Annotated in this window: 20 protein-coding genes; 9 read left to right on the top strand and 11 right to left on the bottom strand. The window is 49.4% G+C overall.

From position 1 onward, the window contains the following. Window positions 1-240 precede the first annotated feature (240 nt). Window positions 241-1161 (bottom strand): ribosome small subunit-dependent GTPase A, encoded by a 921-nt coding sequence (gene rsgA / locus T433_RS0111895; RefSeq protein WP_027455953.1) that lies wholly within the window; start codon window positions 1159-1161, stop codon window positions 241-243. Further along, the gene (frr, locus tag T433_RS0111890; RefSeq protein WP_027450916.1) at window positions 1161-1721 is read right to left on the bottom strand and encodes a ribosome recycling factor; all 561 of its coding nucleotides are present in this window, start codon (window positions 1719-1721) and stop codon (window positions 1161-1163) included. The genes rsgA and frr overlap by 1 nt, the downstream gene beginning before the upstream one ends. 147 nt (window positions 1722-1868) lie before the next feature. Here frr and T433_RS0111885 point away from each other — a divergent pair, with 147 nt between their 5' ends. From T433_RS0111885 to T433_RS0111870, 4 genes are read left to right on the top strand one after another with little or no spacing between them, the layout of a single operon-like run. Beyond that, window positions 1869-2327 (top strand): T9SS type A sorting domain-containing protein, encoded by a 459-nt coding sequence (locus tag T433_RS0111885; RefSeq protein WP_027455952.1) that lies wholly within the window; start codon window positions 1869-1871, stop codon window positions 2325-2327. 25 nt (window positions 2328-2352) lie between these two features. Next, window positions 2353-4335 (top strand): PAS domain-containing sensor histidine kinase, encoded by a 1983-nt coding sequence (locus T433_RS0111880; RefSeq protein WP_155808503.1) that lies wholly within the window; start codon window positions 2353-2355, stop codon window positions 4333-4335. Further along, window positions 4332-6053 carry a PAS domain-containing sensor histidine kinase gene (locus T433_RS16000; protein WP_052357112.1) on the top strand — a complete coding sequence of 574 codons (1722 nt, stop codon included), beginning with the start codon at window positions 4332-4334 and terminating at the stop codon, window positions 6051-6053. Before T433_RS0111880 ends, T433_RS16000 begins: the two co-directional genes overlap by 4 nt. A gap of 35 nt (window positions 6054-6088) precedes the next feature. Beyond that, the gene (locus tag T433_RS0111870) at window positions 6089-6961 is read left to right on the top strand and encodes an AraC family transcriptional regulator (protein ID WP_027450919.1); all 873 of its coding nucleotides are present in this window, start codon (window positions 6089-6091) and stop codon (window positions 6959-6961) included. 188 nt (window positions 6962-7149) lie between these two features. Here T433_RS0111870 and nhaD read toward each other — a convergent pair whose 3' ends face one another. Then, a complete protein-coding gene (nhaD, locus tag T433_RS0111865) occupies window positions 7150-8487 on the bottom strand; it encodes a sodium:proton antiporter NhaD (protein ID WP_027455950.1) in 1338 nt (445 codons plus the stop codon). A gap of 191 nt (window positions 8488-8678) precedes the next feature. Here nhaD and T433_RS0111860 point away from each other — a divergent pair, with 191 nt between their 5' ends. Together T433_RS0111860 and T433_RS0111855 are read left to right on the top strand one after the other, a co-directional pair. Next, window positions 8679-10163, top strand: coding sequence for a rhamnulokinase (locus tag T433_RS0111860; RefSeq protein ID WP_027455949.1), 1485 nt, complete (start codon window positions 8679-8681; stop codon window positions 10161-10163). 85 nt (window positions 10164-10248) lie between these two features. Next, on the top strand, window positions 10249-11499 hold the full coding sequence (locus T433_RS0111855) for an L-rhamnose isomerase (protein WP_027455948.1): 1251 nt from the start codon (window positions 10249-10251) through the stop codon (window positions 11497-11499). A gap of 190 nt (window positions 11500-11689) precedes the next feature. On the opposite strand, the gene T433_RS0111850 is transcribed toward T433_RS0111855, so the two are convergent. The 3 genes from T433_RS0111850 to T433_RS0111840 form a co-directional block, all read right to left on the bottom strand. Further along, window positions 11690-13627, bottom strand: coding sequence for a polysaccharide biosynthesis protein (locus tag T433_RS0111850; protein ID WP_027455947.1), 1938 nt, complete (start codon window positions 13625-13627; stop codon window positions 11690-11692). Window positions 13628-13873: 246 nt separating this feature from the next. Next, a complete protein-coding gene (locus tag T433_RS0111845; RefSeq protein WP_081778488.1) occupies window positions 13874-14698 on the bottom strand; it encodes a sensor histidine kinase in 825 nt (274 codons plus the stop codon). A gap of 328 nt (window positions 14699-15026) precedes the next feature. After that, the gene (locus T433_RS0111840; RefSeq protein WP_027455945.1) at window positions 15027-16199 is read right to left on the bottom strand and encodes an FprA family A-type flavoprotein; all 1173 of its coding nucleotides are present in this window, start codon (window positions 16197-16199) and stop codon (window positions 15027-15029) included. A gap of 115 nt (window positions 16200-16314) precedes the next feature. Between T433_RS0111840 and T433_RS0111835 the strand changes: the two genes are divergently transcribed. Further along, a complete protein-coding gene (locus T433_RS0111835) occupies window positions 16315-17055 on the top strand; it encodes a uracil-DNA glycosylase family protein (protein ID WP_044109894.1) in 741 nt (246 codons plus the stop codon). Beyond that, window positions 17052-17726 carry an AlkZ-related protein gene (locus T433_RS0111830; RefSeq protein ID WP_345938764.1) on the top strand — a complete coding sequence of 225 codons (675 nt, stop codon included), beginning with the start codon at window positions 17052-17054 and terminating at the stop codon, window positions 17724-17726. The genes T433_RS0111835 and T433_RS0111830 overlap by 4 nt, the downstream gene beginning before the upstream one ends. 64 nt (window positions 17727-17790) lie before the next feature. On the opposite strand, the gene T433_RS0111825 is transcribed toward T433_RS0111830, so the two are convergent. From T433_RS0111825 to T433_RS16945, 5 genes are all read right to left on the bottom strand, one after another. Continuing rightward, window positions 17791-17979 carry a hypothetical protein gene (locus T433_RS0111825; RefSeq protein ID WP_155808502.1) on the bottom strand — a complete coding sequence of 63 codons (189 nt, stop codon included), beginning with the start codon at window positions 17977-17979 and terminating at the stop codon, window positions 17791-17793. 373 nt (window positions 17980-18352) lie between these two features. After that, window positions 18353-20812: an Ig-like domain-containing protein gene (locus T433_RS17060; protein WP_428837378.1), complete on the bottom strand. Its 2460-nt coding sequence runs from the start codon at window positions 20810-20812 to the stop codon at window positions 18353-18355. A 407-nt stretch (window positions 20813-21219) separates the two neighbouring features. Next, complete coding sequence (locus T433_RS0111815) at window positions 21220-22425, bottom strand: fibronectin type III domain-containing protein (RefSeq protein WP_155808501.1); 1206 nt, start codon at window positions 22423-22425, stop codon at window positions 21220-21222. Window positions 22426-22435: 10 nt separating this feature from the next. After that, window positions 22436-23428, bottom strand: coding sequence for a hypothetical protein (locus T433_RS0111810; protein WP_155808500.1), 993 nt, complete (start codon window positions 23426-23428; stop codon window positions 22436-22438). Between the two features lie 616 nt (window positions 23429-24044). Next, entirely contained in the window at window positions 24045-24173 is a 129-nt protein-coding gene (locus T433_RS16945) for a hypothetical protein (protein WP_282706179.1), read from the bottom strand. Window positions 24174-24369: 196 nt separating this feature from the next. On the opposite strand from T433_RS16945, the gene T433_RS15995 reads away from it, so the two are divergent. Continuing rightward, a complete protein-coding gene (locus T433_RS15995; protein ID WP_052357111.1) occupies window positions 24370-25560 on the top strand; it encodes an AAA family ATPase in 1191 nt (396 codons plus the stop codon). The last annotated feature ends 16 nt before the right edge of the window (window positions 25561-25576 follow it).

Genomic DNA, 25576 nt, shown 5'->3' with positions numbered 1-25576 from the left:
CCTGAGAAATTCTGAACTCAATTTTGTATAATTTCCACGCGACAGCGTGCCGTATCTCTTCTATCTCAAGCCTGCTACGCAGGGAAGGTATAGCTCGACGGCCGACAGGGAAAGTCAAATTTTTCAAAATCTGATCCAAAATTCTACATGATATTTTTTTATAACCTGAGAAATTCTGAACTCAATTTTGTATAATTTCCACGCGACAGCGTGCCGTCTATCCGCCAACCTCAATACTACCTAGAATCCCTCGCGGTATTTTCCCTCTTCCTTGTCATTCAGCATGGAGAGGTAAGACTGATAACGACTGGCAGCAATATAGTGGTTCTCCAGAGCCTTGAGCACAGCACAACCAGGCTCGTGCGTATGCGTACAGTTAGAGAAACGGCAGTCCTGCGAAAAACGGAAGATCTCCTTGAAATACCCCGTGATCTCTTCAGGCTCCATGTCGAAGGTACCAAAACCCTTGATACCCGGTGTGTCAATGAGGTAGCCAGAAGGTTCGATGGGTATCATCTCACTGAATGTCGTGGTGTGCATACCCGTGTTGTGGGCATCGCTAATCTCAGAAGTGCGCAGATTAGCATGGGGCGCCAATCGGTTGATCAGTGTTGACTTGCCCACACCACTGTTGCCGCTCAGCAAAGTCACCTTGCCTTCCAACATCTGTCGCAGGTCGTCCACGCCCTCACCCGTGCTGGCAGAGATCTGACGACACTCATAACCGATGGTCTCATAGAGTGTCACCATCATCTGTTGGTAGCGCAGCTCGTCGGCATCCAGCAGGTCGGTCTTGTTGAACACCAACACCACGGGAACACGATAGGCCTCGGCCGACGCGAGAAAACGATCAATAAACGTAGTTGAAGTTTCTGGTCTACTGATAGTTACAACAAGGAAAGCCTGATCCACATTAGCCGCCAGGATATGACTCTGCTTCGACAGGTTGATACTCTTTCGGATAATATAGTTACGGCGATCTTCTATCTCCACAATCCAGCCTTCTCCATTCACCTCCACACGGTCGCCAACGGCCACGGGGTTGGTGGTGCGAATGCCCTTCAGACGGAAGTTACCCTTTATCTTACAATCAAGCAGCTGGCCATCGTCCATACGGACGGTGTACCAGCTGCCTGTATTCTTAATGACCAGTCCTTTCATTAAACCGTCATAATCTCCTTGTTCTTGGCCTCAATCAGCTCGTCGAGCTTCTTGATGTACTTGTCGTGCAACTTCTGCAACTCGGCCTCGGCATCCTTCTCGTTGTCCTCGCTCAGACCGTCTTTGATGGCCTTCTTCAGCTTGTCTTTCACGTCAGAACGCACGTTGCGCACCTCAACCTTAGCCTTCTCGGCAATCTTGTTGCACTGCTTCACCAGGTCACGACGACGCTCCTCGGTGGGCTGAGGCAGCGCCAAGCGGATCACCTCGCCATTGTTCTCGGGGGTGATGCCTACATCGCTGTCCATGATGGCCTTTTCAATATCGCGAATCTGCTTCTTGTCCCAAGGCTTGATGGCAATGGTACGCGCATCGGGACAGTTCACGGTGGCCACCTGGTTCAGGGGCACTCTGCTTCCGTATGACTCCACGCGCACACCATCGAGGATGGCCACGTTGGCACGTCCGGCACGGATGCGGCTCAGCTCTTCCTCCAGGTACATAGCGGCCATCTCCATGCGCTCTTCACTTTTACTTAATGTCTCTTTTACGTCTATCATAATAATGTGATTTAATTTTCTGTTGACAAATTTAGTGGTTTTATTTTGATTGAGCAACAAAAAGGATTTTTTTTTGTAAAAAAACAAAGGAAATGCTCACTTTTTCCAAAATAATTTATATCTTTGCCACAAATTTATTATAAAGGTATGAAGGTTTTAAGAAGTTTAATCACAGCACTGCTGCTCACAGTCAGCACCCAAATGATGGCCGATAATTTTGCCTATCTGACCGTCAGTCAGGATGGTGCTGCCAGCAATTTTGAGGTGAGCAAGATCAACAAGATCACGTTCGATGCTTCCGACATGATTCTCTCCATGACCGATGGCACCACCCAGCGTCTGCCTCTCTCTGGCCTGTCGAAGATGTTTTTCTCTGCTGGCGACCTCACAAGCATTACCTCTCAGAACATGGCTTCGAAGTTTGAGTTGCGCGATGGTGTGCTGCGCATTGAGATTGCCAAAGGCGAGCGCTGCACCATATACGACCTGAAAGGCGAGGAGATTTTTAAAGCCAATGAATCTGTCACACTCAGTGCTAACTCGCTGAAAAAAGGCGTCTATCTCGTGAAGATTGGTAACGAGGTCAAAAAGATTCTCAACAAGTAAGACAACGCTAAATAACTAAAAAGCCTTGCTACTAACACCTTTCATCATCAACGTCATCTGTTTGCTCCTGTTCTTTTCAACAGGAGGCTACCTTTTCTATGTGCACCGCAAAGAGGTGAAGAAAAGGCAGGAGAACGCCAGGATGTCGAACAAGCTGTCGAAAATCATTGCACCCCTGAACATGAAGATATGGGTGTATCACGTGGACCGACAGACGTTTTCGTGGATTGATGATGAAGGGCGCCCCTGCAAGACGATGAGGGCACTGGAGTTTGCACGCAATTACTTGCACGGTGACTTCACACGTGTCAACGAGGCCTTCGGCCGACTGATCAACAACCAGGAGGAGAAGGTGACACTGCTCATCCAGGACGAAGACGAGACCAACGAGAAGCACGAGACACGCTACTTCAGTCTGGACTTGTCGTTATACCGCCGTCCCAACGGTAAACCGTATTTGATCTTTGGCGCTCGCCGTGACATCACCAAAGAGCATCAGCGCATCAGTCAAGAGAAAGATGTGCTGCTGCGCTACCAGAACATCTTTGATTCTTCTTTTGCCGGTCTGGCCATCTTTGCCCCCGACGGCACCATGCTCGACGTCAACGAGGAGTCGGCCAAGATTCTGCGCATGACGCACGAAGAACTGATTGCCAGCAACATCACCCTATCCAACAGCTTTGACGAGTCGATCATCGAGGAGATGAAAAAGCGCGAGGTGTATATCTGCACCACCGCCATGCCTCAACCCGACCAACCACCAGTGTATATCGAGATGCAGCTCAAGCCTGTCTTCGACGAGAACGGCAAGCTGGAATATATCTTTAGCACAGGGCGAGACATGGGCGAGTTTGTCCATGCCTTCCGCAAACTGAAAGAGGGCACGCGTCAACTGGATGTTGTCAACAAGGAGATCACAAGCTATATCAACAACATCGACTATATCCTACAGGTGGGCGGTCTGCGCATCATCAAGTATTCACCTACCACCCACGACCTGACTATCTTTGATGGCAACCACAAGGAACTCCACACGCTGACCCAGGCACGATGCATGGTGTTTGTGGACGATGCCTATAAGCGCACGCTCACACACACTTTCAAGCTGCTGGACAACAGGACATCGAACCCCATCACCACCAATATCAAGACCATCATCCGTAACAAAGGGACAGAGGTGCTTTACCTGCAGTTCGACCTGCTGCCGGTCTTCGATGAACAAGGCCAGGTGATGTCTTACTTTGGCATCTGCCGAGATGTGAGCCAGACAAAATGGACCGAGCATCTGCTGGCCATCGAGACGGCACGCGCACAAGAAGTGGAGAGCATTAAGAACACGTTCCTGCGCAATATGAGTCACGAGATTCGCACGCCACTGAACACCGTTGTCGGCTTTGCCGAACTGTTTGACGAGGCGGCATCACCAGAGGACGAGCAGGTGTTCATCGAGGAGATCAAAAACAACTCAGCGCACTTGCTGCGACTCATCAACGACATCCTGTTCCTTTCGCGACTGGATGCACAGATGATTGAGATCAATCCCAAAGCCACAGACTTCTGTAAGTCGTTCGTGAACCACTGTCAGAAGGGATGGGAAGAGCACGAGAAAGAGGGCGTGAAACTCAACATCGAACAGCCCTACAACCAGCTCTTCGTGGAAATCGACGACACACATGTGGGCTATGTCATCCGCAAAATCATTGAGAACGCAGCCACCTATACGGACCAGGGCTCTATCAATGCGCGCTACGACTATATCGACGGAAAGCTGTTTATCACCATCGAAGATACGGGATGTGGCATCAAGAAGGAAAATCTGCCCCACATCTTCGAACGCTTCGTCTCTGGCATGAACAAGGGTACGGGTCTGGAACTGGCCATCTGCAAGGAACTACTCCAGCAGATGGGTGGCACCATCAGTGTGTACTCGGAGGAAGGAAAGGGCACAGCCGTGGTTATCACCCTGCCATGTAGTGCAATAACAATTGAAAGAAAGGCTTCACTATGATACTGCTGAACACGATCTTTGCATCATTCATCACCATCAACATCCTGGTCATCGTCGGGATGGGGATCATCCTGACCGTGGCTTTCTTCATAGTGAACAGGCAATTGGCCATTACAACATCTAAGAACCGAATGCTCAAGGCCATCACTCACTACGTGGAGCACCATGAGATTAACAATGAGGAGGAACAGCCCGATGCCCAACTGACGGAACTTGGCAAAAACTACAAAAGGGCTTTCGAGAGTACGCTATCTGCCATGTCGTTCTACACCCCCGACGGCACCTTGATAGATGTGAACCCAGCCATGCGCAAACTTTGTAATTTCGACGATAAAGGCGACACATACTACCTCAACGTCAACATGTTTGACACGCCGCATCTGGAGAAAGACTTCGAACGCGACAGGACTGAAGAATTCCACGTCTGCCAGCACATGTATCAGCCGGAGATAGGCATTGACCAGTTTATCGAGGCCAAGATACGTCCTGTCTTCGACAACGAGGGCAACCGTGCTTTCTACATGTTTGCCGCACGCGACATCACCGACGAGCGCAAGACGTATCTGGAACAGCAGCACCGCGACAAAGAGCTGCAGGATGCCAACAGCACCATTTTGAAATACGAGAGTGAACTGCACTACCTGCTGGAGAGCAGCAAGATGTTTGTATGGCACACCATCGACAAAGAGGGTATCATACACTTCTCACAGTCGCTGCGCGACAAGGGCTATACAGAGACTTTCGAGGAGTATCTCTCTTCCATCAACATTTCGCAGCGTCAACAGGCAGCTCAAGCTTTGGGCGAACTGCTGAGCAGCAACAAGCCTCTCAACACGGTGCACCTCTTCGACCGCACCTTCCTCGACGACCAGTCTGGGTGGTACCTGATCAGCGGTATTCCTTTCCATAATGAAGACGGACAGAAGACGGGCTACATGGGCATCGTGAAGGATGTCAGCGAACTGATGGAAGCACAGGAGAAACTGAAGGAGGAGACGCAGCGCGCCGAGAATTCGGGCCGACTGAAGAGTGCCTTCCTAGCCAACATGACCCACGAAATACGCACACCGCTGAATGCCATCGTGGGGTTCTCTGACCTGCTGCAGATGGTCGATGTGCCCGAGGACCGACAGGAGTTCATCCGCATCATCCGCAACAACTGCGACATGCTGATGCGACTCATCGACGACATCCTCGAAGCTTCCGATATGAACCAGGGACCACAGTCTATCCATCCGGAAGATGTGGACTTCGCCGTGGCATTCAACGATATCTGTGAGACCTTGCGACAGCGCGTGCAGGATCCTAACGTAACGTTCATCGCAGAAAACACTTATCAGTCGTTCAACACCTGCATAGACAAAGGACGCATCCAGCAGGTGGTCACCAACTTCGTGACCAACGCTGTGAAATATACAAAGGAGGGACATATCAAGGTGGGCTATCAATACACCACCTGTCCCAACAGGCCATCCGACAGCGAGAAGGGTCTTTACATCTATTGTGAAGACACTGGCGCTGGCATCCCGAAAGACAAACAAGCAGATGTATTCAAACGCTTCGTGAAGCTCAACGACTTTGTTCAGGGTACCGGACTGGGACTGAGCATCAGCAAGAGCATTGCCGAGCGTTGTAACGGAGATATTGGTGTCACCAGCGAGGGCGAGGGCCACGGCTCTACGTTCTGGCTTTGGATACCCTGTCAGTTGAAAGGATGACTACAGTAATAATGAAAGAGTTTTTTGATTAAACTATGCAAAAAAGCAGATACCTTCTCGCCAGCGAACGAGACAAACAATGGGGCCTGACCGTTACCACTGTGGGTTACGAGGAGATAGCCCCCAACGAAGAATACCCTACACGCGGACATGCCGATGGATACTATTTCGACTGTCATAAAGGACGCACACTTCAGGAATATCAGCTACAATATGTTATAGAAGGTGAAGGGGTGTTCCGCAGCGAATCACAAAGGGAGACCGTGCTTAAAGAGGGCGACATCTTCATCTTGTTTCCTGGCGAATGGCACACTTACTGTCCATCACGCGAAAAGGGATGGAAGTGCTATTGGATTGGATTCAAGGGCAACAACATGAACGAGCGTGTGAGAGCTGGCTTTATCTCTCCTTCGAAACCTATTTATCATGTGGGATACTCGTCGGATATCGAAACACTCTACAAACAAGCCTACGAGACGGCCGTGGAAGAGGCGGCCTACTCCCAACAGCTTTTGGCGGGCATCGTGAACCACCTGATTGGCATGATGTACTCGCTGGAGCGCAATATTCAGTTGAAGACGCGCAACGAGGCACACGTGGACATGATCAGCAGGGCACGTATGCGCATCCGTGAATCGCTCGAGAGTCCGCTCACCATCCAGCAGATTGCCGAGGACATGGGCGTCAGCTACAGCAATTTCCGAAAACTGTTTAAAGAGCATACAGGACTGTCGCCTGCCATTTACCAGCAAGACCTGCGACTGCAGCGCGCCAAAGAGTTGCTCAGCTCCACCGACCTCAGCATCAAAGAGATTGCCTATCGCTTGAACTTTGAGTCGCCCGACTATTTCTCGGCCAAGTTCAAAGCAAAAATCGGACGCAAGCCCAGCGAACTTAGAAATAAATAGCCGGCCGCCGGCCGCAACCGGCCGCAAAAAGAATTTCGATATATCGAGATATCGAGATATCGAATGGCGGCCGCGTCGAAATATCGTCATATCGATATATCGAAATCTCGACAAAATCTCCCGGCCGCCAGCCGCCCGGCCGCAAAAAAAGAACTGCCAGCAATGCCGGCAGTTCTTTTTTTACTTCTTTAAAAGAGCAGCGTCTTCTCCAGCCAGTAGCAACCGATACCAGCCAGATAGCCTACAAACACGATCCATGTGATGCGCTTCAGATACCAGCCAAAGGTAATTTTCTCCAAGCCCATCACCACAACACCTGCGGCAGAACCGATGATCAGCATCGAACCGCCCACACCGGCACAATAGGCCAGGAGCTGCCAGAAGATGCCGTCCACGGCCATAGCATCGCCAGCCACTTCACTGACGGGATACATGTGCATGCAACCAGCCACCAGGGGCACATTGTCAACAATAGAAGACAGCACACCAATGATGCCGTTGATGAGGTAATAGTTGCCTGAGAAGGCCTCTGTCAGACCAGTACCCATAGCAGCCAGCACCTGAACCTCCTGCAGCACGGCAACAGCCATCAGGATGCCGAGGAAGAACATGATGGTTGAGAGGTCAATACGCGACAGCAGGTCGCTCACACGCTTAGCCATGGTGTCGTCTTCAGAGGTGTTGTAATGGAACACTTCGGTCACGGTCCACAGCACACCCAGCACCAGCAGGATACCCATGAACGGTGGCAGATGGGTCAGTGTCTTGAACACAGGCACGAACATCAGACCGCCTACGCCCAACCAGAAGATGATGTTGCGCTGGGTCTTCGAGAACTGGCTGACCTCTGACTTTGGCAGGTTCTGACTCTTATCGAAACGTCCTTTCAGCGAGAACGACAGGATGACGGCAGGAATAACCATTGATACCAGCGAAGGCACGAAAATCTCGGTCAACACACCCTGGGTGGTTACCACACCCTTAATCCACAACATGATGGTGGTGACGTCACCGATGGGCGAGAAGGCACCACCGCTATTGGCAGAGATGATGATCAAAGCAGCATAAATCAGACGTTCTTCCCTATTCTGCACCAGCTTGCGCAGCACCATCACCATCACAATACTAGTGGTCAGGTTGTCGAGAATGGCCGACAGGAAGAAGGTCATAAAGGCCATACGCCACAACAGCTTGCGTTTGGAACTGGTCTTCAGCGTGTCGCGCACAAAGTTAAAGCCGCCATTGGAATCTACAATCTCCACAATGGTCATCGCACCCATGAGGAAGAACAACGTACCTGCAGCATCGCCCAGGTGGTGCTCAATGACCTCACTGATATGGTGCACTACACTGTCTGCTGGCACCTCGGGATAGTAGGCACCAGGTGCCACCATGAGGAGTGTCCAACAGCCTACACACATCAGCAGCGCAATAGCTGCTTTGTTGACTTTTGTCACACTCTCCAGCGCTATGCAGAGATAGCCTATACAGAAGACTGCGACAATGAAAACGGTTAATGTTGACATTGGATTTTGAATATTACTTAATATAGATTTTAGTTGTTGCCTGTTTACCCTTTATCTTTTCGGTTTGCAAAGTTAAACATTTATTTTGAGAAAATCATTTTTCTTAGTGAGAAAATCAAAAAATACGGCCAGCAAAAGTGTTATTCTTAGTATCTTTGCATGCGAACGCTAAAAACAACTAAAACAAATCAATGGAAAACGAGAATTATTTCTTTGCCGTGGACCTTGGTGCCACAAGCGGACGCACCATCATCGGCAAGATAGACAATGGCAAGATTGACCTGGAAGAGGTGACACGTTTCCCCAACAACCTGATTGAGCAGGGAGGTCACTACTACTGGGATATTCACGCACTTTACTTCGAGATGATCCGTGGCTTGAAAGAGGTAGCCACCCGCCATATCAATATCACATCAATCGGCATTGACACCTGGGGTGTTGACTTTGTGTGCATCGGCGAGGACGGTGCCATTCTGCGCAACCCACGTGCCTACCGCGACCCCATCACCTTCGAGGCTATGGACGACTACCTGAAGAACGTATTGCCCAAGCGCGAGGTGTATGATGTGACCGGCATTCAGTTCATGAACTTCAACTCTATCTTCCAGCTCTATGCCATGCAGCGCGAGAACAACTCGGCCCTGAAGCATGCTGAGAAGATCCTGTTCATCCCCGATGCACTGTCATGGATGCTGACCGGCGAGATGGTTTGTGAATACACCATCGCCTCTACATCGCAGTTGCTGGATCCTCGCACCAAGGAGCTCGACGAGAAACTGCTCAGCTCCATTGGCTTGCAGCGCTCTAAGTTCGGACGTATGGTGCAGCCTGGCACCGTGATTGGCACGCTGACCGAAGAGGTGCAGCGCCTCACCGGACTGGGAGCCGTACCTGTGATTGCAGTGGCTGGCCATGACACGGGCTCGGCTGTGGCTGCCGTACCTGCCAAGGACGAGCAATTTGCCTACCTCTCTAGCGGCACTTGGAGCCTGATGGGCATCGAGACCAAGGATGCCATTATCAACGACTTGAGCTACGAGCGCAACTTCACCAACGAGGGAGGCATCGAGGGAACCACTCGCTTCCTGAAGAACATCTGCGGCATGTGGCTCTACGAGCGCTGCCGACTGGAGTGGCCCGAGGAGGTGCGCCGTCTCTCCCACCCCGAACTGCAGGGTTCGGCCATGCAGGTGGAGGCTTTCCGCTCTATCATCAACCCCGACGACGCGGTGTTTGCTGCACCATCGAGCATGATTGGTGCCATTCAGCAGTACTGTCGGAACACCAACCAGCCTGTTCCCGAGACGCCTGCAGAGATCTGTCGCTGCATCTTCGACTCGCTGGCCCTGCGCTATCGCCAGGTGTTCACGTGGCTTCAGGAGTTCACTGACGTCCGCCTCAACACGCTGCACATCATCGGCGGTGGTAGCCTGAACAAATACCTCAACCAGTTCACGGCCAATGCCACTGGTGCCACCGTACTGGCTGGCCCACAGGAATGCACGGCCATTGGCAACATCATGTTGCAGGCCAAGGCATCGGCTCTAGTCGAGGACATCTGGCAGATGCGCAGCATCATCGCCAACTCTACCGCCATGGTGAAGTACGAGCCACAGGACAAGGCCATCTGGGACAAGGCCTACGAGAAGTTCCTTGGCATCACAGCACAGGCCTAAACGCCTCGTGGCATAAGGTTCATCGCTGTGCCCCCCTATAACGACATTATAAAAATAATTATAACTCTAAAAACAACGAAAGAAAATGAAAGCTGAACTAATTGAAAAAGCCTATGCCGTGGCAAAAGACCGCTACGCTGCCATTGGCGTTGACACAGATGCAGTGCTCGACCTCCTGCAGAAGCAGCAGATCTCGCTGCACTGCTGGCAGACCGACGACGTAGTTGGTTTCGAGCGCAACGAAGCATTGAGTGGTGGTATTCAGACCACTGGTAACTACCCCGGACGCGCGCGTAATATTGACGAGGTACGCCAGGACATTGAGTTTGTCAAGACACTGCTGGCTGGTAACCACCGTCTGAACCTGCACGAGATCTATGGCGACTTCCAGGGCAAGTTCGTAGATCGCGACCAGGTGGAGGTTAAGCACTTCCAGAGCTGGATTGACTGGGCTAAGGAGAACAACATGAAGTTGGACTTCAACTCTACATCGTTCTCACACCCCAAGAGTGGCGATTTGACTTTGAGCAACCCCGATAAGTCTATCCGCGACTTCTGGATTGAGCACACCAAGCGCTGTCGTCGCATTGCCGACGCCATGGGTAAGGCACAGAACGATCCCTGTATCATGAACATCTGGGTGCATGATGGTAGCAAGGACATGCCCGTGCAGCGTCAGAAATATCGTGAGATCCTGGCTGCTTCTCTCGACGAGATCATGGAGGAGAAGCTGGACGGCGTGAAGAACTGCTTCGAGGCTAAGCTGTTTGGTATCGGTCTGGAGAGCTACACCGTGGGCTCACACGATTTCTACACTGCCTACTGCGCTACCCGCAAGCAGATGTACACTCTGGATACCGGTCACTACGAGCAGACCGAGAACGTGAGCGACTTCGTCAGCACGCTGCTGATGTACGTGCCTGAGCTGATGCTCCACGTGAGCCGCCCCGTGCGCTGGGACTCAGACCACGTGACCATCATGAACGACCAGACACTGGATCTGTTCAAGGAACTGGTACGCTGCGATGCCCTGGACCGCGCTCATGTAGGTCTTGACTACTTCGATGCTTCTATCAACCGCATTGGTGCTTACATCGTGGGTACACGTGCCACTCAGAAGTGCATTCTGCAGGCCCTGCTCGAACCAAAGGCTTTGCTGCGCAAGTACGAGGACAACGGTCAGTACTTTGAGCGTCTGGCACTGATGGAAGAGGCCAAGTCAATGCCTTTCGGTGCTGTGTTCGACTACTTCAACCTGAAGAACGACGTGCCCGTAGGCGAGGAATACATCGCTGCCATCCAGCAGTACGAAAAAGACGTTACCAGCAAACGCTAAAAGGATTAGATAAAAAAGAGCGGCACTATTCGCAATGAATAGTGCCGCTTATAGACCCACCCCCAACCCCTCCCTGTAATGGAGGGGCGTTTTTAGTCTCATCGTTGAGGTTGCGCCAAAGGCGCACTCACTTCTCACTTCTCACTTCTCACTTTGCGACAAAGTCGCACCGCCTCTCATCTCTCATCTCTCATCTCTCATCTTGCGGCTCCGCCGCACACCCGTCCAACTTCTCATAGACAGAGTTGTTGCTCTTATACTCCGGCACGATATGCTTCATCTTAGCCACCGTGGCCATATCGTCATACTGCTTGGAGAGGTCTATCAACTCACAGATTTCCTTGTTCACCTCCTGATAGTCGTACTCGCGCACCTCGGCAATACGTATCTTCTCGTGGAACGATGGCTTGGTGCCCTCCAGCTCGTTGAGCACTTCCTCATAGAGTTTCTCGCCAGGGCGCAGACCCGTGAACTTGATTTCCACGTTCTTCGCGCCACTCAGGGCTATCATGCGCTTAGCCAGGTCGGCAATCTTCACCGGCTTACCCATGTCGAAGACGAAGATCTCGCCACCATGTCCCTTGGTACCGGCTTCCAGCACCAGCTTACAGGCCTCGGGTATCAGCATGAAGAAACGCACGATGCGCTCGTCAGTCACCGTCACGGGGCCACCATTCTTGATTTGCTCGCGGAACAGAGGAATCACCGAACCGTTAGAGCCCAGCACATTGCCGAAACGGGTGGTCACAAACTGGGTCACCGCCTGCGAGTTGTTGAGCGACTGCACGTAGATCTCGCAGATGCGCTTTGAGCAACCCATCACATTGGTGGGGTTCACTGCCTTGTCGGTAGAGACCATCACAAACTTCTTGACACCATATTTCACGCTCAGGTCAGCAATCACCTTCGTGCCGTAGATGTTGTTCTGCACGGCCTCGCTGGGGTTGTTCTCCATCATGGGCACATGCTTATAGGCTGCGGCGTGGAACACATAGTCGGGCTTATACGTCTCGAAGATCTGCTCCATTCGGTCAGCCTTACAGATGCTGGTCACGATGGTCTCGGCGTCCACGTTGGGATAATCGTGCGCCATCATCAGTCGGATGTCATGTTCTGGCGTCTCGGCCTGGTCTATTAGCACCATCTTGGCGGGCTTGTAGATGGCTATCTGGCGCACCATCTGCGAACCGATACTACCGGCCGAACCGGTGATGAGCACCGTCTTGCCTTTCAGCAAAGCGCCCACAGAGTCCATATCCACCTTGATTTCCTGACGGGGCAACAGGTCTTCCACCTGGACCTCGCGCAACTGCATGCGCTGGATATCGTCTTCAGTCATCTCTATCTCGTCCATCTCCTTGGCAGACTCTGCCATAAAGATCTTACAACCAGCCTTGATCAGACGGTCCTGGAGGGCGGTATCATCGCGGAATTCCTTGACGCGCAGTGGCGACACCAGGATACCCCCGATGCCTTCGTGCTTGATGATTTCTTCAAGATCATCGGATATATGATACACGTTGAGTCCCATCAACTGAATCTGATGCGCACGACTGTCGTGCGAGATAAAGCCACGCAGGTTGAAGCGCTTAGGACGCTCGGTATTGATATTCTTGGCCAGACCGACGCCACCCTTCAGTGCACCGAATATCAGCACCCTCATGGCACCCTTGTCGGTGATGGCAATGTTGTAGAGGTTCTTCACCAGAATACGGATGGCCCACATCAGGACGGTGGCTATCACGAACGTGAGCAGAATCTCGGTCTTGTTGAACACGGCAAAATCGTTGAAGCCACGACAATGTATCAGCAGCGTATATCCAAACGACAGCGCCATGGCCAGCAGGTTGCCGTAGGCCACACGCGACAGATCCACAAAGCTACTGTATCTTACAATACCAGAATAGGTGCGGAACATACGGAAGCCGATGCAACCAAACAGGGTGAACACCAGCATGGTGTAGAACACCTGGAAACGGTCTTCTATGAGCAAGTTGGTCTTGCGGTACAGCCAGAAAGAAAATATTCCAGATATAAACAAAATCAGTGCATCCAGCAAAAGCATACACCAATAAGGTAAAGACTTCTTATTAAAATACCAATTGAGTATCTTATTAATCGTTATCATAATCCGACTTTCCTAAGCGATATAATTAAATCAGGTTTATTTGTCGGTGCAAAAATAAACATTTTTTTTGAATGTATGTCTATCTTTTAATACATTTTTCCCTTTTTAGCCTATAATTCCCGTAAAACTAAACAATTTCAAAGGTGTTTATAAACATATTAGCCTAAAAACGGCACTTGGAACGGATTAAATAAAAAAAACTTCGAGACGTTCTGCTCGAAGTTTTTTGGGGGAAAGTAACGATGATTATCGTTTATGTTTGTCGCGCATCTTACAGGGAAACCAGAACGAGGCAACCGTCTTTGAGCCATTGCCCGTCTCAAAATCGAGTTCGCCACCCAAAGCATCAATGATGGCCTTGCAGATGGAGAGTCCGAATCGGGAGTTGTCTTTGGTCAGCATCATGGCATCCTCTTTCTGCAGGAATGAGTAGATATCCTCGGTCAGCAGGTCGGTCTTTCCTACCCCGCCATAGGTGATGGCCACCTTCAGACCGTGACGCTCATACTTAAAGTTCACCATGATATCACCCTTCATCGTGTTCTTGGCAGCCTCGGTCAGCAGATGCATCATCAGCTGGTGCATGAAGTTGGTGTCGAGGGTGGCTTTGCAGTGGGGCGACAAGTCGCTGCGAAGAACCACAGACACATCGGGACGGGTCACATTCATGGCCTCACGACGATAGGAGGCCATCAGTTCGGCCAGGTTGACTTCAATCAGCGTGAACGAAGGCATGCTTCCCTCATAGTTTGACAACTCCAGAAGCTGGCCGATAAAGCCAAGCAACTGCTGACTGTCTGCATTGATCAGCGACACCAGGTCTCTCACCTGCGAAGCATGCAGGTCTTTATTCTCTTCTGCCAGAATGATGTTACTGTAGCCAAGGATGGCATTAAGCGGCTTGCGCAGCGAACGACTCACATTGGCCAGGAAGACAGACTTCAGATGTTCACTTTTCTGTGCTTTACTCAGCTCTCGTTTGAGCAATTGCTGATAATAGCGACGCACGAAATAGAACGCTAACGCATTGGTTACCAATAAAATAAAGGCAATAACAAGGACTGTACTCATAGTTATCCCGAGATAAAAAAATTAATGTGTTAAGATTCAAACCATTTTCGGCTTGCAAAGGTAGTCTAAATAATCTGAAAGCCTCACAAAAAAAATCTTAATTATCCTTTTTAATTGTTTATGTCACTCAACCCCTCCCCGCCCCTCCCGAGGGAGGGAGAGAGAGACCCACCCCCGTTCCCCTCCCTGTAATGGAGGGGCGTTTTTAGTCTCATCGTTGAAGTTGCGCCAAAAGCAAGTCTCCCCTTGGGGAGATTTAGAGGGGGTTGTTTCACCTCTCACCTCTCAATTCTCAGTTCTCAGTTTGCGCCAAAGGCGCACTCATCTCTCATCTTGCGGCTCCGCCGCACAAACCTCTCGCCAACATCCGCAGCTGTTCCTCGTCTTCCGCCTTCATGCGCGAGCGGATGCTGACCATCGGCTCTACGATCTCGCAATCCTTCATGGCTTCTATCATCGTGCGCATCACGCGACCTGCCGTTGGCGCCCAACTGCCGTTCTCAATGATACCGAAGCGACGCTTCTGGTAGTTCTTGATTTGCAAGTGATAGAGGAAGTCGTGCATGGGTGGGAACACACCGGCATCATAACTGGAGGCAGCCACCACCACCGTTGGATAGCGGAAAGCATCCTCGATAGCCTCGGCCAGGTCCGAACGACTCAGATCGCTCACCACCACTTTCTTGGCGCCCTTCTCGCGCAGCAACTCTGCCAGGTGCTCGGCAGCCTTGGCCGTGCCGCCATGGATGCTGGCATAGGCAATAAAGATGCCCTCGCTCTCGGGTTCGTACTTGCTCCAGATGTCATACAGGCGCAACGCCTCTTTCAGGGCCTCACCCTTCAGCACCGGACCGTGCAGCGGACAGATGGTCTGCACATCGATGTCTGCAGCCTTCTTCAGAACGCTCTGCACCTGCGAGCCATACTTTCCACATATATTAAAATAATAACGGCGTGCCTCACAAGCCCAGTCGTCGGTCTCGTTGACCAATGCGCCAAACTTACCAAAACCATCGGCTGAGAACAGCACCTTCTCTGTGCTCTCGTAGCTCATGATGACCTCGGGCCAGTGCACCATAGCTGCACCAATGAAGTGCAAGGTGTGCTGTCCCAGCGCCAGGGTATCACCTTCTTTGACGATGACAACGCGACCTTCGAAATTCACGCCCTCGAAGAAGTTGGGCAACATCTTCGCGGCCTGCGCGCTGCACACCAGTTTGACATTGCGATAGGTCTCCATCATCCAGGCTATCAGCGCTGCATGGTCTGGCTCCATGTGGTGCGCCACCAGATAGTCGGGCTGACGACCATTCAGGGCCTTCGTCAGGTTAGCTTTCCACGCCTCGCCCTTACGACAATCGGCCGTGTCCAGCACGGCTATCTGCTCATCGTCGATGAGATACGAGTTATAACTCATGCCCTCGGGCACCACATACTGACTTTCAAAGAGATCGATGTCGAGATCATCCACACCGATATACTTGATGCTATCGCTTATCATGTCTTATCCTTAATAATTAATAGAAATACAATTTTCGACAAAGATACGAATTATATTTGTATTGCCAACATCAAACCAAAAAATTTTGTAACTTTGCAAAGAAAAAGAACCGCTTATGACCACTACGACATCCTACCTGAACGAAAAAAACATAGCGCGCAGCACCAACAGCGTGGAGTATCACCCACTGCGTCCGTTCCTTCCCGAGAACGCCCAAGTACTGTTCCTGGGCAGTTTCCCTCCACAGCGCAAGCGGTGGTGTATGGATTTCTACTATCCCAACTTCATCAACGACCACTGGCGCATCGAGGGTCAGCTGTTCTTTGGCGACAAGAACCACTTTGTGGACACAGAGCATAAATGCTTCAAGATCGACGATATTATCGCCTTCTGTCGGGAGAAAGGCCTCGCCTTCTACGACACCTCCACCGCCATCCGCCGTCTGCAAGACAATGCCTCCGACAAATTCCTCGAGGTGGTAGAGCCCACCGATGTCCGCGCCCTCATTTCCAAGCTTCCCCACCTCCGTGCCATCGTCACCACTGGCGAGAAGGCCACCGCCACCATCTGTGCCACCCTTGGCATCCCAGAAGTACCCAAGGTCAACACCTCTGTGCTAGTCTCTGCCGCACCACCTCTCACTTCTCACTTCTCACCTCTCACCTCTCACCTTGCGCCAAAGGCGCACTCACCTCTCACTTCTCACTTCTCACTTCTCACTTTGCGCCAAAGGCGCACCACATCACCCTTCAGCCTATGGCGCCTACCCTCTTCTTCACGCGCCTATCCCCTGGCCTTCGACAAAAAGGTGGAGGCCTACCGACTCATGTTTAAAGAAGTATTTGACGAAATATGATGAGACTACAAGAAGAAATACATAGTTGCCCGGAACTGATGGACTTGATCCAAGAAATAGGTTTTCTGCCTCTGTTGGACAGCGGCATCACAGGTTTTTCTGCTGAAGACTTGGTGGACGAAGACTGCCGCTATGTCGTCTATCCCGATGGCGGTTGGGACTGGCCTTTATGGAAATGGAAAGGCCCCATCGTACAGGAGGGCAACTGTGTCTATGGAAAGTTCTTTGCCGGCAAGGCTGGCTTTATCAGCCGCGAGTGGTGGCCCGACTTCTGTAACTATCGTCGCAGCAGGTTTTCTGCACCCGAAGAAGGTAGCATCGAAGAAGCCATCCTATTCACCCTGCAGGAGCAAGGCAGCATGATTACACGTGAACTGCGTGCCGCCTGCGGTTTTACGGGTCCAAAGATGCAGAGCAAGTTCGACGGCTACGTCACACGTTTGCAGATGGCTTGCCGTGTCGTCACCGAAGACTTCGTCTATCCGCTGGACAAGCACAACCATGAATACGGATGGGGCTGGGCGCTTCTCACGACCCCCGAACAACTCTTAGGACATGACGTACCTCCATGTCCTCACACACCGGAGGAATCCTTTCAGCGCCTCAAGCATCATTTCAGCGCCCTCCTGCCCGAGGCTTCCGACAAACAAATCGCGAAGTTAATCGGATAGCATCATGCGCCATGATTTGACTACATGTTATCCTCATGTCTCGTAGGTTGCGATGCCATCACAGCTACTCATACTGATTCTTCCGCCGATATTGTTCTGTCAAGGTGAGTAGCTCTTTAAACGTCTCCACCCTCTCTGGCTTCATCTTCCCAGCATTCAAGGCTTTACGATTCACCTTCAGCCAGTTCAGCATGTCATGTTCCTCGATCCTATGCCGCGACGGATTCCGATGATAGCCCTTGATAAAAGCCATCACCTCCTCATACCGTATATTACATCTCTCACCTCTCATCTTGCGGCTCTGCCGCACCACCTCTCTCTTTCGACAAGAAGGTAGCAGCCTACCGCCACATGTTCCAGAAAGTACTAACCCCTACTTTCGATTAATGACAAAGGCAAGCTGCCTCCAACTTCCATATCATTCCATAATATGAAGTGAACCCAGAAAGTTGGACACAACTATAAGGTTCACTTCAGTACCAGTCCCCCCGGTCCCTCGTTAATATCATATCATAACAGATGCCACTATGAACTGCCCTCCACCAAAGGGGCGCTGTAAAAAAATGAAAAGAACCGCCAGGCAAGAGTCTCCACATTGCCAGGCGGTTCTTTTCTTTAAGATGCTATCAACGCATTACTTCCTTCTTGCCCCTCCGAATGAAGATGCCTTTTTTGGGCTGCTTCACCTGTTGCCCTTGGAGGTTGTAAACAGGGTCTTCAGAGTGGTTATCGTCTGAAGAATCATCGGCTATGGAATGGGAAATAGCATCAACGTTCATGCCTGTAACCGTCACATTGCAAATGGCAGTAAAAACCACTCCTTGTGTTGAAGTAATCGTCACCGTTATTTTTGCTTCGCCAGGTGTGATGCCAGTCACAACACCTCTCTCCGTCACCTTAGCAACACCTTCGTCACTGCTCATCCATGACAAGGAAGCATAGTCGGCTGTTAAAGGAACGGGCAGAACTTCTGCTACAGACTTTTCTCCTTCTTTCAAGGTAATAGATGAATTTACGTATGACACTCCTTTTAGTTCAGAAGAATTACGGCCTGCAATAACTATTGATGGAGTTACTTCCCATGTTCCTTTTTGAGACGAATCTCCCCACGCCCAGACACTTCCATTCTTCTCCAAGGCCACTGCATTCTTCCAACCATATTCTATAGTTTCAAATTCAGCGTCTAAGTTGTCAGGCTCTACAGACTTGCGTTGTGCATCAAATTCTTCGTCCCAGGTGCGAATATCAATAGTGCCGTCAGTCTTGACAATCTGCAAAGAACCCCAGTTGAGCGTTATGTCACTCACATCCTCAGCCACCATCACATATTGTGGCAGGACTGTGCGACTCTCGTCTATCTGTCCCAGGTCATTGCGACCACACATCCAGAGTGTACCATCCTGTTTCACGATGGCAGTATTCTGTAATCCGCAACTCACACGCTTCACACCATCCATTACCTTGACAGGTAGTGCGGAGGCAGTAGTGCTGCCATTGCCGAACTCACCACAATACTGCCGGCCCCACATCCACAGCGAGCCATCACGCTTAATCAACGCATGGTGCATGTAGCCCGATGACACAGCCACGACATCGCCACTGACAAAATCAGCAGGCTCAGTTTGCTGGGTGTAACTGTAACTGCCGTCCTCAGCATTGGCATCTGTAATCCGCTGTCCCCATGTCCATAGTGAGCCGTCAGTCTTGATAGCCATTCCTAATTCCGGCCCACCCACACTAATGGCTGTGGCAAAATCGCCAGTGCTGAATGTCCATGAGGTGGCCTTGCAACTCTCACCTTGCCACGATTTCACCGCATCGGCAGGAATAGTCACAGTATAGGTGCACCCCAAACTCAACGGTTCCTCTGGTACAATGAATAGTGTACTATCATTAACGATGGTCTCTACTCTTATCGTCATTCCATCTTTGGTAAGCATTACATTATCAATATTGCTACTTGCATTTATCCTGTTGCGGAATTTGATGAATGGAACAACATCTTTGTAAATGAACATAGGTTCTTTCGTCAAAGGGAACCTTTTGTCTATTTCCATGCTGGACAGGATGTAGTCTGCTATAAGCACATCACTTTGCCTATACCCAGCACCCACTGCAACAGCCCGTAGTTGCATGTCACGATCAACAACTATCGGTTCCTTGTAAAGCGAACTTGAAGTAGTAGGTATTGAACCATCGCTAGTATAATAAATTTGTGAATTAGGATGGCTGGCGGTCAGCATTACGCAACTATCTTTAAAGATGTATCCAGACGGAGGCGACGCGGTCAATGTCAGCTTTGTGTATTCTCCCGTCTTGAATCGAATCATTATGTCAGTTTCACAACTCGAACCCCATTTGTTCTTTACAGCTCCGACAGGAATGTTCAATGTATAAAACGTATTTTCAGATAACGGTCTTGACGGACTGAACGACAACAAATTTTCGTGAAGGCTTACTGTACCATCCACATTTGCATTCTCCTCATCTTTCAATGTTATAGAAGAAAAATACTCACCTTCATATAATACCTGTGAGAATATCACCGATGGTTTAACAAAAGCCGATACATCTATTTCCTCGTTAAGGGGAGATGTACTGATACATGTTAATGGAGGTTCAGTCACATTTACGATAGCGGTATTCGATACTACATTACCATTTACAGTACAATAAACCTTTGCCGTACCTGGAGCCGTACCCGTCAGTAGTCCAGAAGAACTTAGTGATATGTAAGAATCACCTTCTGCAATACGCCACACCCGACTATCAACAGGTGCATCACTTGGATAGGTTGACACGGAAAGATGCTTTTGTTCATCTACACCAATGTTTATTGGAGAAAACACAGAAGCACTGGTCACAACTACCGGAGCCTTTACCTGAACAGAACAAGAAGCAGAAGGGCCCGCACTGTTTTCTATAGTAATTGTGGTTGAGCCAGCCCCTGTTGCATAGACGTATCCATTGCTATTTACTGTAGCCACATTTGTATTGTTGGAATAGAATCTGACAGTTGGTGTAGGGCTGATGTTAGGACTTAGCGAATAACTAATACTGGCTCCTTCATTAAGGTTGAGCGTCATGCTAGAAGGATTGATTGAAAGATTCACAGTCTTACAAGTGACATAATAATATGTCGTGGCATGGTTTGTGTGTTGGGTGGTTCCAGAATACCATCGCCAGTAATAGTCACACTGTATTTCTGCAGTTCCCTGAAAATAGGAGTTGACACTCACCTGTCCTCCATATGAACCGTAATTTGAAACAGAAACAGAAGCATGTCGTGAAGCCCATGTAACAGCATACAATGCGCCTTGAGGAGCGTTGGGAGCGGAAATTATTTGGCTCTGTCCCACATAAAGTGATACTGTTGTTGCAGCACAGATCTTTTGAGTTATCATTAATCCCAGCATTACAAACATACAGAAGTATATGTTGTAAGTTCTGGATTTTATATAGTTTATAACTTTTTCCATAGATATCTACTTCCTTAGTTTGAAAATGTTACAGTAACACATTTGGTAATATCTATAGGTTCATGGTTGCCAAATCTGTCACGGGCAGTAACTGCAAAGCGATAGGTTTTGCCTATTTGCCCCTTGAAGGAACTTCCCTCCTTTGTAGTGTTTGGCAGCCACAAGATGAAAGGTCCATCATTCTCGGAATAGTATATATTGTAGTCCTTCACTTCATCGCTAATGATATACCATTTTAAAGTAACTTCTGTAGTAGTCTGTTCCACTAATTCTATCACGGGAACTGGTGCCTGATCGTCTGAATACTCCACGTCAGCATACTCAACAGGAGAGAAATAGCCAGTATTATCCCCTACAACAATATTAAAGCGAGCGATACGGTTTATGGAATCTGTCTTTGCATATTCTGGAACAGTCAGTTTGCCAGAATACACGAATACAGAACTGTCATTTGCAACGCTTTCCGTGACGGAGAGGTCAGTTCTGTCATTCCACCAGTACCTTACCCACGTTATTTTCCTATCTACATTATCTTGTTTCTTTTTGTGAAGGAATGTCCACATATAGAGCGGACTGTACAAACCCTCGCTGTCCCTTACACGACATCTCAAAGTGTGCAGGCCCTCAGACAAGTCGGTGGCCTCAATAGCAAATGCGATATCACCATTATTATACGGTGCTACAACCTTGTCTCCGCTATCAATCCAATATTCCCATTCCGAGAGAACCTTCTGAGATAATTCCGGAGTTTTTCCCTTGCACAAGAATGTCCACATATAAAGCGGACTATATAACCCATCGCTGTCTTTTACACGACATCTCAAAGTGTGCAGGCCCTCAGACAAGTCGGTGGCATTAAAAACAAATGCGATATCACCAGTATTATACGGTGCTACAACCTTGTCTCCGCTATCAATCCAATATTCCCATTCCGAGAGAACCTTCTGAGATAATTCCGGAGTTTTTTCCTTGCGCAAGAATGTCCACATATAAAGCGGACTATATAAGCCATCGCTGTCCTTTACACGACATCTCAAAGTGTGCAGTCCCTCGGACAAGTTACTGGCATCAATAGCAAAAGCGACATCACCATCACTGTACGGGGCAACTACCTTGTTACCACTATCTATCCAGTACTCCCATTCCGAAAGACTTTTCTGAGAGAATATCGGCATCCACAGAAAGACTGCGAAGGAAAGTAATAATACAAATCTTTTCATATGTAGCTGTTTAATTGGGACCCGTAGTTGCGGATATCGTAACATTAATTTTTCCTTGCTCATCAGCATAGGCGGGAATCGTCTTACTTGTAATTTTAGGTATACTAGATTCTTTTTTGAAACCTGAGCCACCATATGTTCCCTTAACTGTACCATCAATACCTGTTCCATACGCTATTGATGAAAATTCTGATGCAGGATAACCACCCGAATACTCTCGTCCACTCTCATTTCCATCGTGTTTACAACCATCTGGGAAAGACGGGGTAAAGGTTCCGTATTTACCTGCAAAATAATTATAATAGTATTCTGACAGAATGGAACAAGTATAGTTATAATTATCATTACTACCAGTTCTTGAATGACCTAAAATATTACTTATGTAAATGGCATACGGCTGTTTAACATCACTGTTTACATAGCCACTCGAACCGAATCCTATAAACTTATATATGACGCAATTTGTGATATTTGCTTTATTATCTTCAGTATTCATTGTATAAAAAGATTCAATAGTAGAATTTTGAATTGTGTAATTCACTCCTGTACCGACAGCATAATCAGACATAACGACACTTTGATCAATAAACGTATTAATATGGGTATCACTCGCATTCAATGTGGTATTTAGATAGCATCTTTTTATATGACAATTGGATATCGCCCCCAATGAAATACTGCTACTAAAATATATTCCTTCTATTTTTACATTATCAGCCATTATCTTCATTGTTCCACTAATAATTGTATTTGGATATGAAAATGCACCACAGCCAACAATAGTCATTGATTTCTCAATTGAGAGAACAGAATTAAATGTGCCTAAAGAAAGTATTATAATCGCATCATCGCTTTCTGCAGCCTCATATGCCTGCTTAAATGCATCGGTACCATAGAAAACCTGCATGTTATCACCCTGCTGGAGCGTAGCAGTGAGTCCATCTGCCAAGGTATTAACACTCATTGCAGAAAGAACTACTAACAAAAATAGAATCTTTTTCATAATCGTTACATTTGTATTTGGTTAGTACTAATAATTTATCTTAAAATTTATCCGCGCCAAACCTTAGGGAATAAGAAAGCGCAGGTCTTCACCATACGCGCCTTAGGTTTGCGACAACCTTCAATCAACTATGGGAAGCCTGCGCTTTAGGCGCAAGCCACTAGTTGATTGATTTGCTCATTCACATTCTGAGGTCGCAATTCAATGCACAAAAGAGCAAATTAAAATGTTTATGTGCATCTCTTTGCACAGGGCAAAATTACGAATAAAAGCCGAACCGTGCAAACGATTCGGCTTTTATTTTTTTGTTTTGAATAAAAATAGAAAAACCACAGAATGTTATAACCCGTCCCGGTGGTTTTGCGGCTCTGCAGCACCACCTCTCACCTCTCACCTCTCACCTCTCACTTCTCACCTCTCATCTCTCATCTCTCACCAAAGCAAGTCTCCCCTTGGGGAGATTTAGAGGGGGTCACCCTTCCGCCGCACCAATGATCGCCGACAAATCCCAGTTGGAGGTGGCGGAGGGGTGACGGTCGTAATAGGAGAGGATGTCTTGATGGATGGCTAAGAGCTGATCTACGCCCAGGACATCGCTGGGCAGAAGTTTCCCGTTTTAGGCTCGCGAAAAAATGCCATGGGCCAGGTGATAACGGGTCTCCATGGCACGACGACTGTTAGCGAAGACACGGTCGGCCTTCTTCAATACGATGGCTGTCAGCTTGAGCGCTGACGGCAGGGTCACTAAAACGTTTTCTTTCTTCATATAAAACTTACTATTAATGAATAATTAATGCATAAAATATTACAACATAAAAACATTTGTTAAATGCGTCCTCACACGGACACTTTTTCTTTCGTCTCGCAGGAAATAACGAACTTTGCATCGTCAACACAAACAAGACATCGAATAGTCAACGTAATAATTTGATAGATATTATATGACAGAACAGAAAAATTCAGTTCCTTTGCACCTGATTCGCGAAGAGCTGTGCCTGGCTGGCATCTCCAGCGAACAGGAACAGCGCCTGCATCAGTTGGAGGCCCGAAGACGCATCACGCCCCAAACCAGGCTCCGTCCCATGGAGTTCCTGTTCCGTCTGGGCGGCAGTCCCTGCTTTGCGCGAGGCGAGCTCACCGGCCTGTCTGGCAAGGCCAAGAGTGGCAAGACCTTCGTCAGCAGTATCCTCATGGCCCTGTGCTTTCGCAGTCAGTTGCTCTCCGTCGAACGGATTGAGCAGAAACGGCTACACGTGCTGTGGTATGACACCGAGCAGAGCGAGGAATCGACACAAGACATCCTGCGCAACCGTATCATCCCCCTCACAGGCATCGCCGAGGAACAGTTCCCCAACGAGCTGATGGATGTGTTCAACGTCCGTGGCGAGGCCATGGCCGACCGTATCGGCATCCTCGAGCTCTTTGTGCTGCGCTACCAGCCCGACCTGGTGGTGCTCGACGGTATCCGCGACCTCGTGGCAGATATCAACGATGGCGTGGTGGCGCAAGACACCATCGAGCGACTGATGCGTCTGGCCTCCGACAACCATTGCGCCATCGTGTGCGTGCTCCACCAGAACAAGTCGCAGGAAGACCGTAACCTCCGTGGCTGGATAGGCACCGAACTCAAGAACAAGGCCTTTGAGGTGTATGAGTGTTCCAAGTCCAGTGAGCGCATCTTCACCTGGGCGCAGACCGACACCCGTAAGTACGACATCCCCACAGCACTCCAGTTCGCTGTCAACGAGGAGGGGCTGCCCTACCTGTGTACCCACGAGGAGCTCGTAGAGGCGCAGTTCCGATCTCAGCAGAAGATGGCGGCGAAGATGCAGCAGGGCACCAACAAATTGCCCGACATGAACCCAAAGTACGTACGCAAGGAGGGGCGCAAGTATGTCTTCGATGTCAAGCAGCTCTTTGCTGACATCATGACGCCCGGTCAGCCCTATCAGCAGGACACGCTGAAGACGCAGATCTACGATGCCACCAATGCCATCAAGCCCAAGCTGCACGACGAGATCCTGCAGAAGGCCGTCGACGAAAAGGTCCTCCTCTGTGTCACCAATCCCTTCGGCAAGAAGGAGTATCTCCTCCCCTTGCCCGAACCAGTGCAGCAAAACCTACCCTTTTAGCGCATGCCTACGGTGA

Source organism: Xylanibacter brevis ATCC 19188 (assembly GCF_000621725.1).
GTDB lineage: Bacteria > Bacteroidota > Bacteroidia > Bacteroidales > Bacteroidaceae > Prevotella > Prevotella brevis.
This window is presented reverse-complemented; position numbering and strand designations above follow the sequence as displayed.

Coding starts and splice junctions, on each gene's coding strand:
- rsgA (WP_027455953.1), bottom strand. CDS start 1,161: ATGAAAGGACTGGTCATTAAGAATACAGGCAGCTGGTACACCGTCCGT.
- frr (WP_027450916.1), bottom strand. CDS start 1,721: ATGATAGACGTAAAAGAGACATTAAGTAAAAGTGAAGAGCGCATGGAG.
- T433_RS0111885 (WP_027455952.1), top strand. CDS start 1,869: ATGAAGGTTTTAAGAAGTTTAATCACAGCACTGCTGCTCACAGTCAGC.
- T433_RS16000 (WP_052357112.1), top strand. CDS start 4,332: ATGATACTGCTGAACACGATCTTTGCATCATTCATCACCATCAACATC.
- T433_RS0111870 (WP_027450919.1), top strand. CDS start 6,089: ATGCAAAAAAGCAGATACCTTCTCGCCAGCGAACGAGACAAACAATGG.
- nhaD (WP_027455950.1), bottom strand. CDS start 8,487: ATGTCAACATTAACCGTTTTCATTGTCGCAGTCTTCTGTATAGGCTAT.
- T433_RS0111860 (WP_027455949.1), top strand. CDS start 8,679: ATGGAAAACGAGAATTATTTCTTTGCCGTGGACCTTGGTGCCACAAGC.
- T433_RS0111855 (WP_027455948.1), top strand. CDS start 10,249: ATGAAAGCTGAACTAATTGAAAAAGCCTATGCCGTGGCAAAAGACCGC.
- T433_RS0111850 (WP_027455947.1), bottom strand. CDS start 13,627: ATGATAACGATTAATAAGATACTCAATTGGTATTTTAATAAGAAGTCT.
- T433_RS0111845 (WP_081778488.1), bottom strand. CDS start 14,698: ATGAGTACAGTCCTTGTTATTGCCTTTATTTTATTGGTAACCAATGCG.
- T433_RS0111840 (WP_027455945.1), bottom strand. CDS start 16,199: ATGATAAGCGATAGCATCAAGTATATCGGTGTGGATGATCTCGACATC.
- T433_RS0111835 (WP_044109894.1), top strand. CDS start 16,315: ATGACCACTACGACATCCTACCTGAACGAAAAAAACATAGCGCGCAGC.
- T433_RS0111830 (WP_345938764.1), top strand. CDS start 17,052: ATGATGAGACTACAAGAAGAAATACATAGTTGCCCGGAACTGATGGAC.
- T433_RS0111825 (WP_155808502.1), bottom strand. CDS start 17,979: ATGGCTTTTATCAAGGGCTATCATCGGAATCCGTCGCGGCATAGGATC.
- T433_RS17060 (WP_428837378.1), bottom strand. CDS start 20,812: ATGACGCTCAACCTTAATGAAGGAGCCAGTATTAGTTATTCGCTAAGT.
- T433_RS0111815 (WP_155808501.1), bottom strand. CDS start 22,425: ATGAAAAGATTTGTATTATTACTTTCCTTCGCAGTCTTTCTGTGGATG.
- T433_RS0111810 (WP_155808500.1), bottom strand. CDS start 23,428: ATGAAAAAGATTCTATTTTTGTTAGTAGTTCTTTCTGCAATGAGTGTT.
- T433_RS15995 (WP_052357111.1), top strand. CDS start 24,370: ATGACAGAACAGAAAAATTCAGTTCCTTTGCACCTGATTCGCGAAGAG.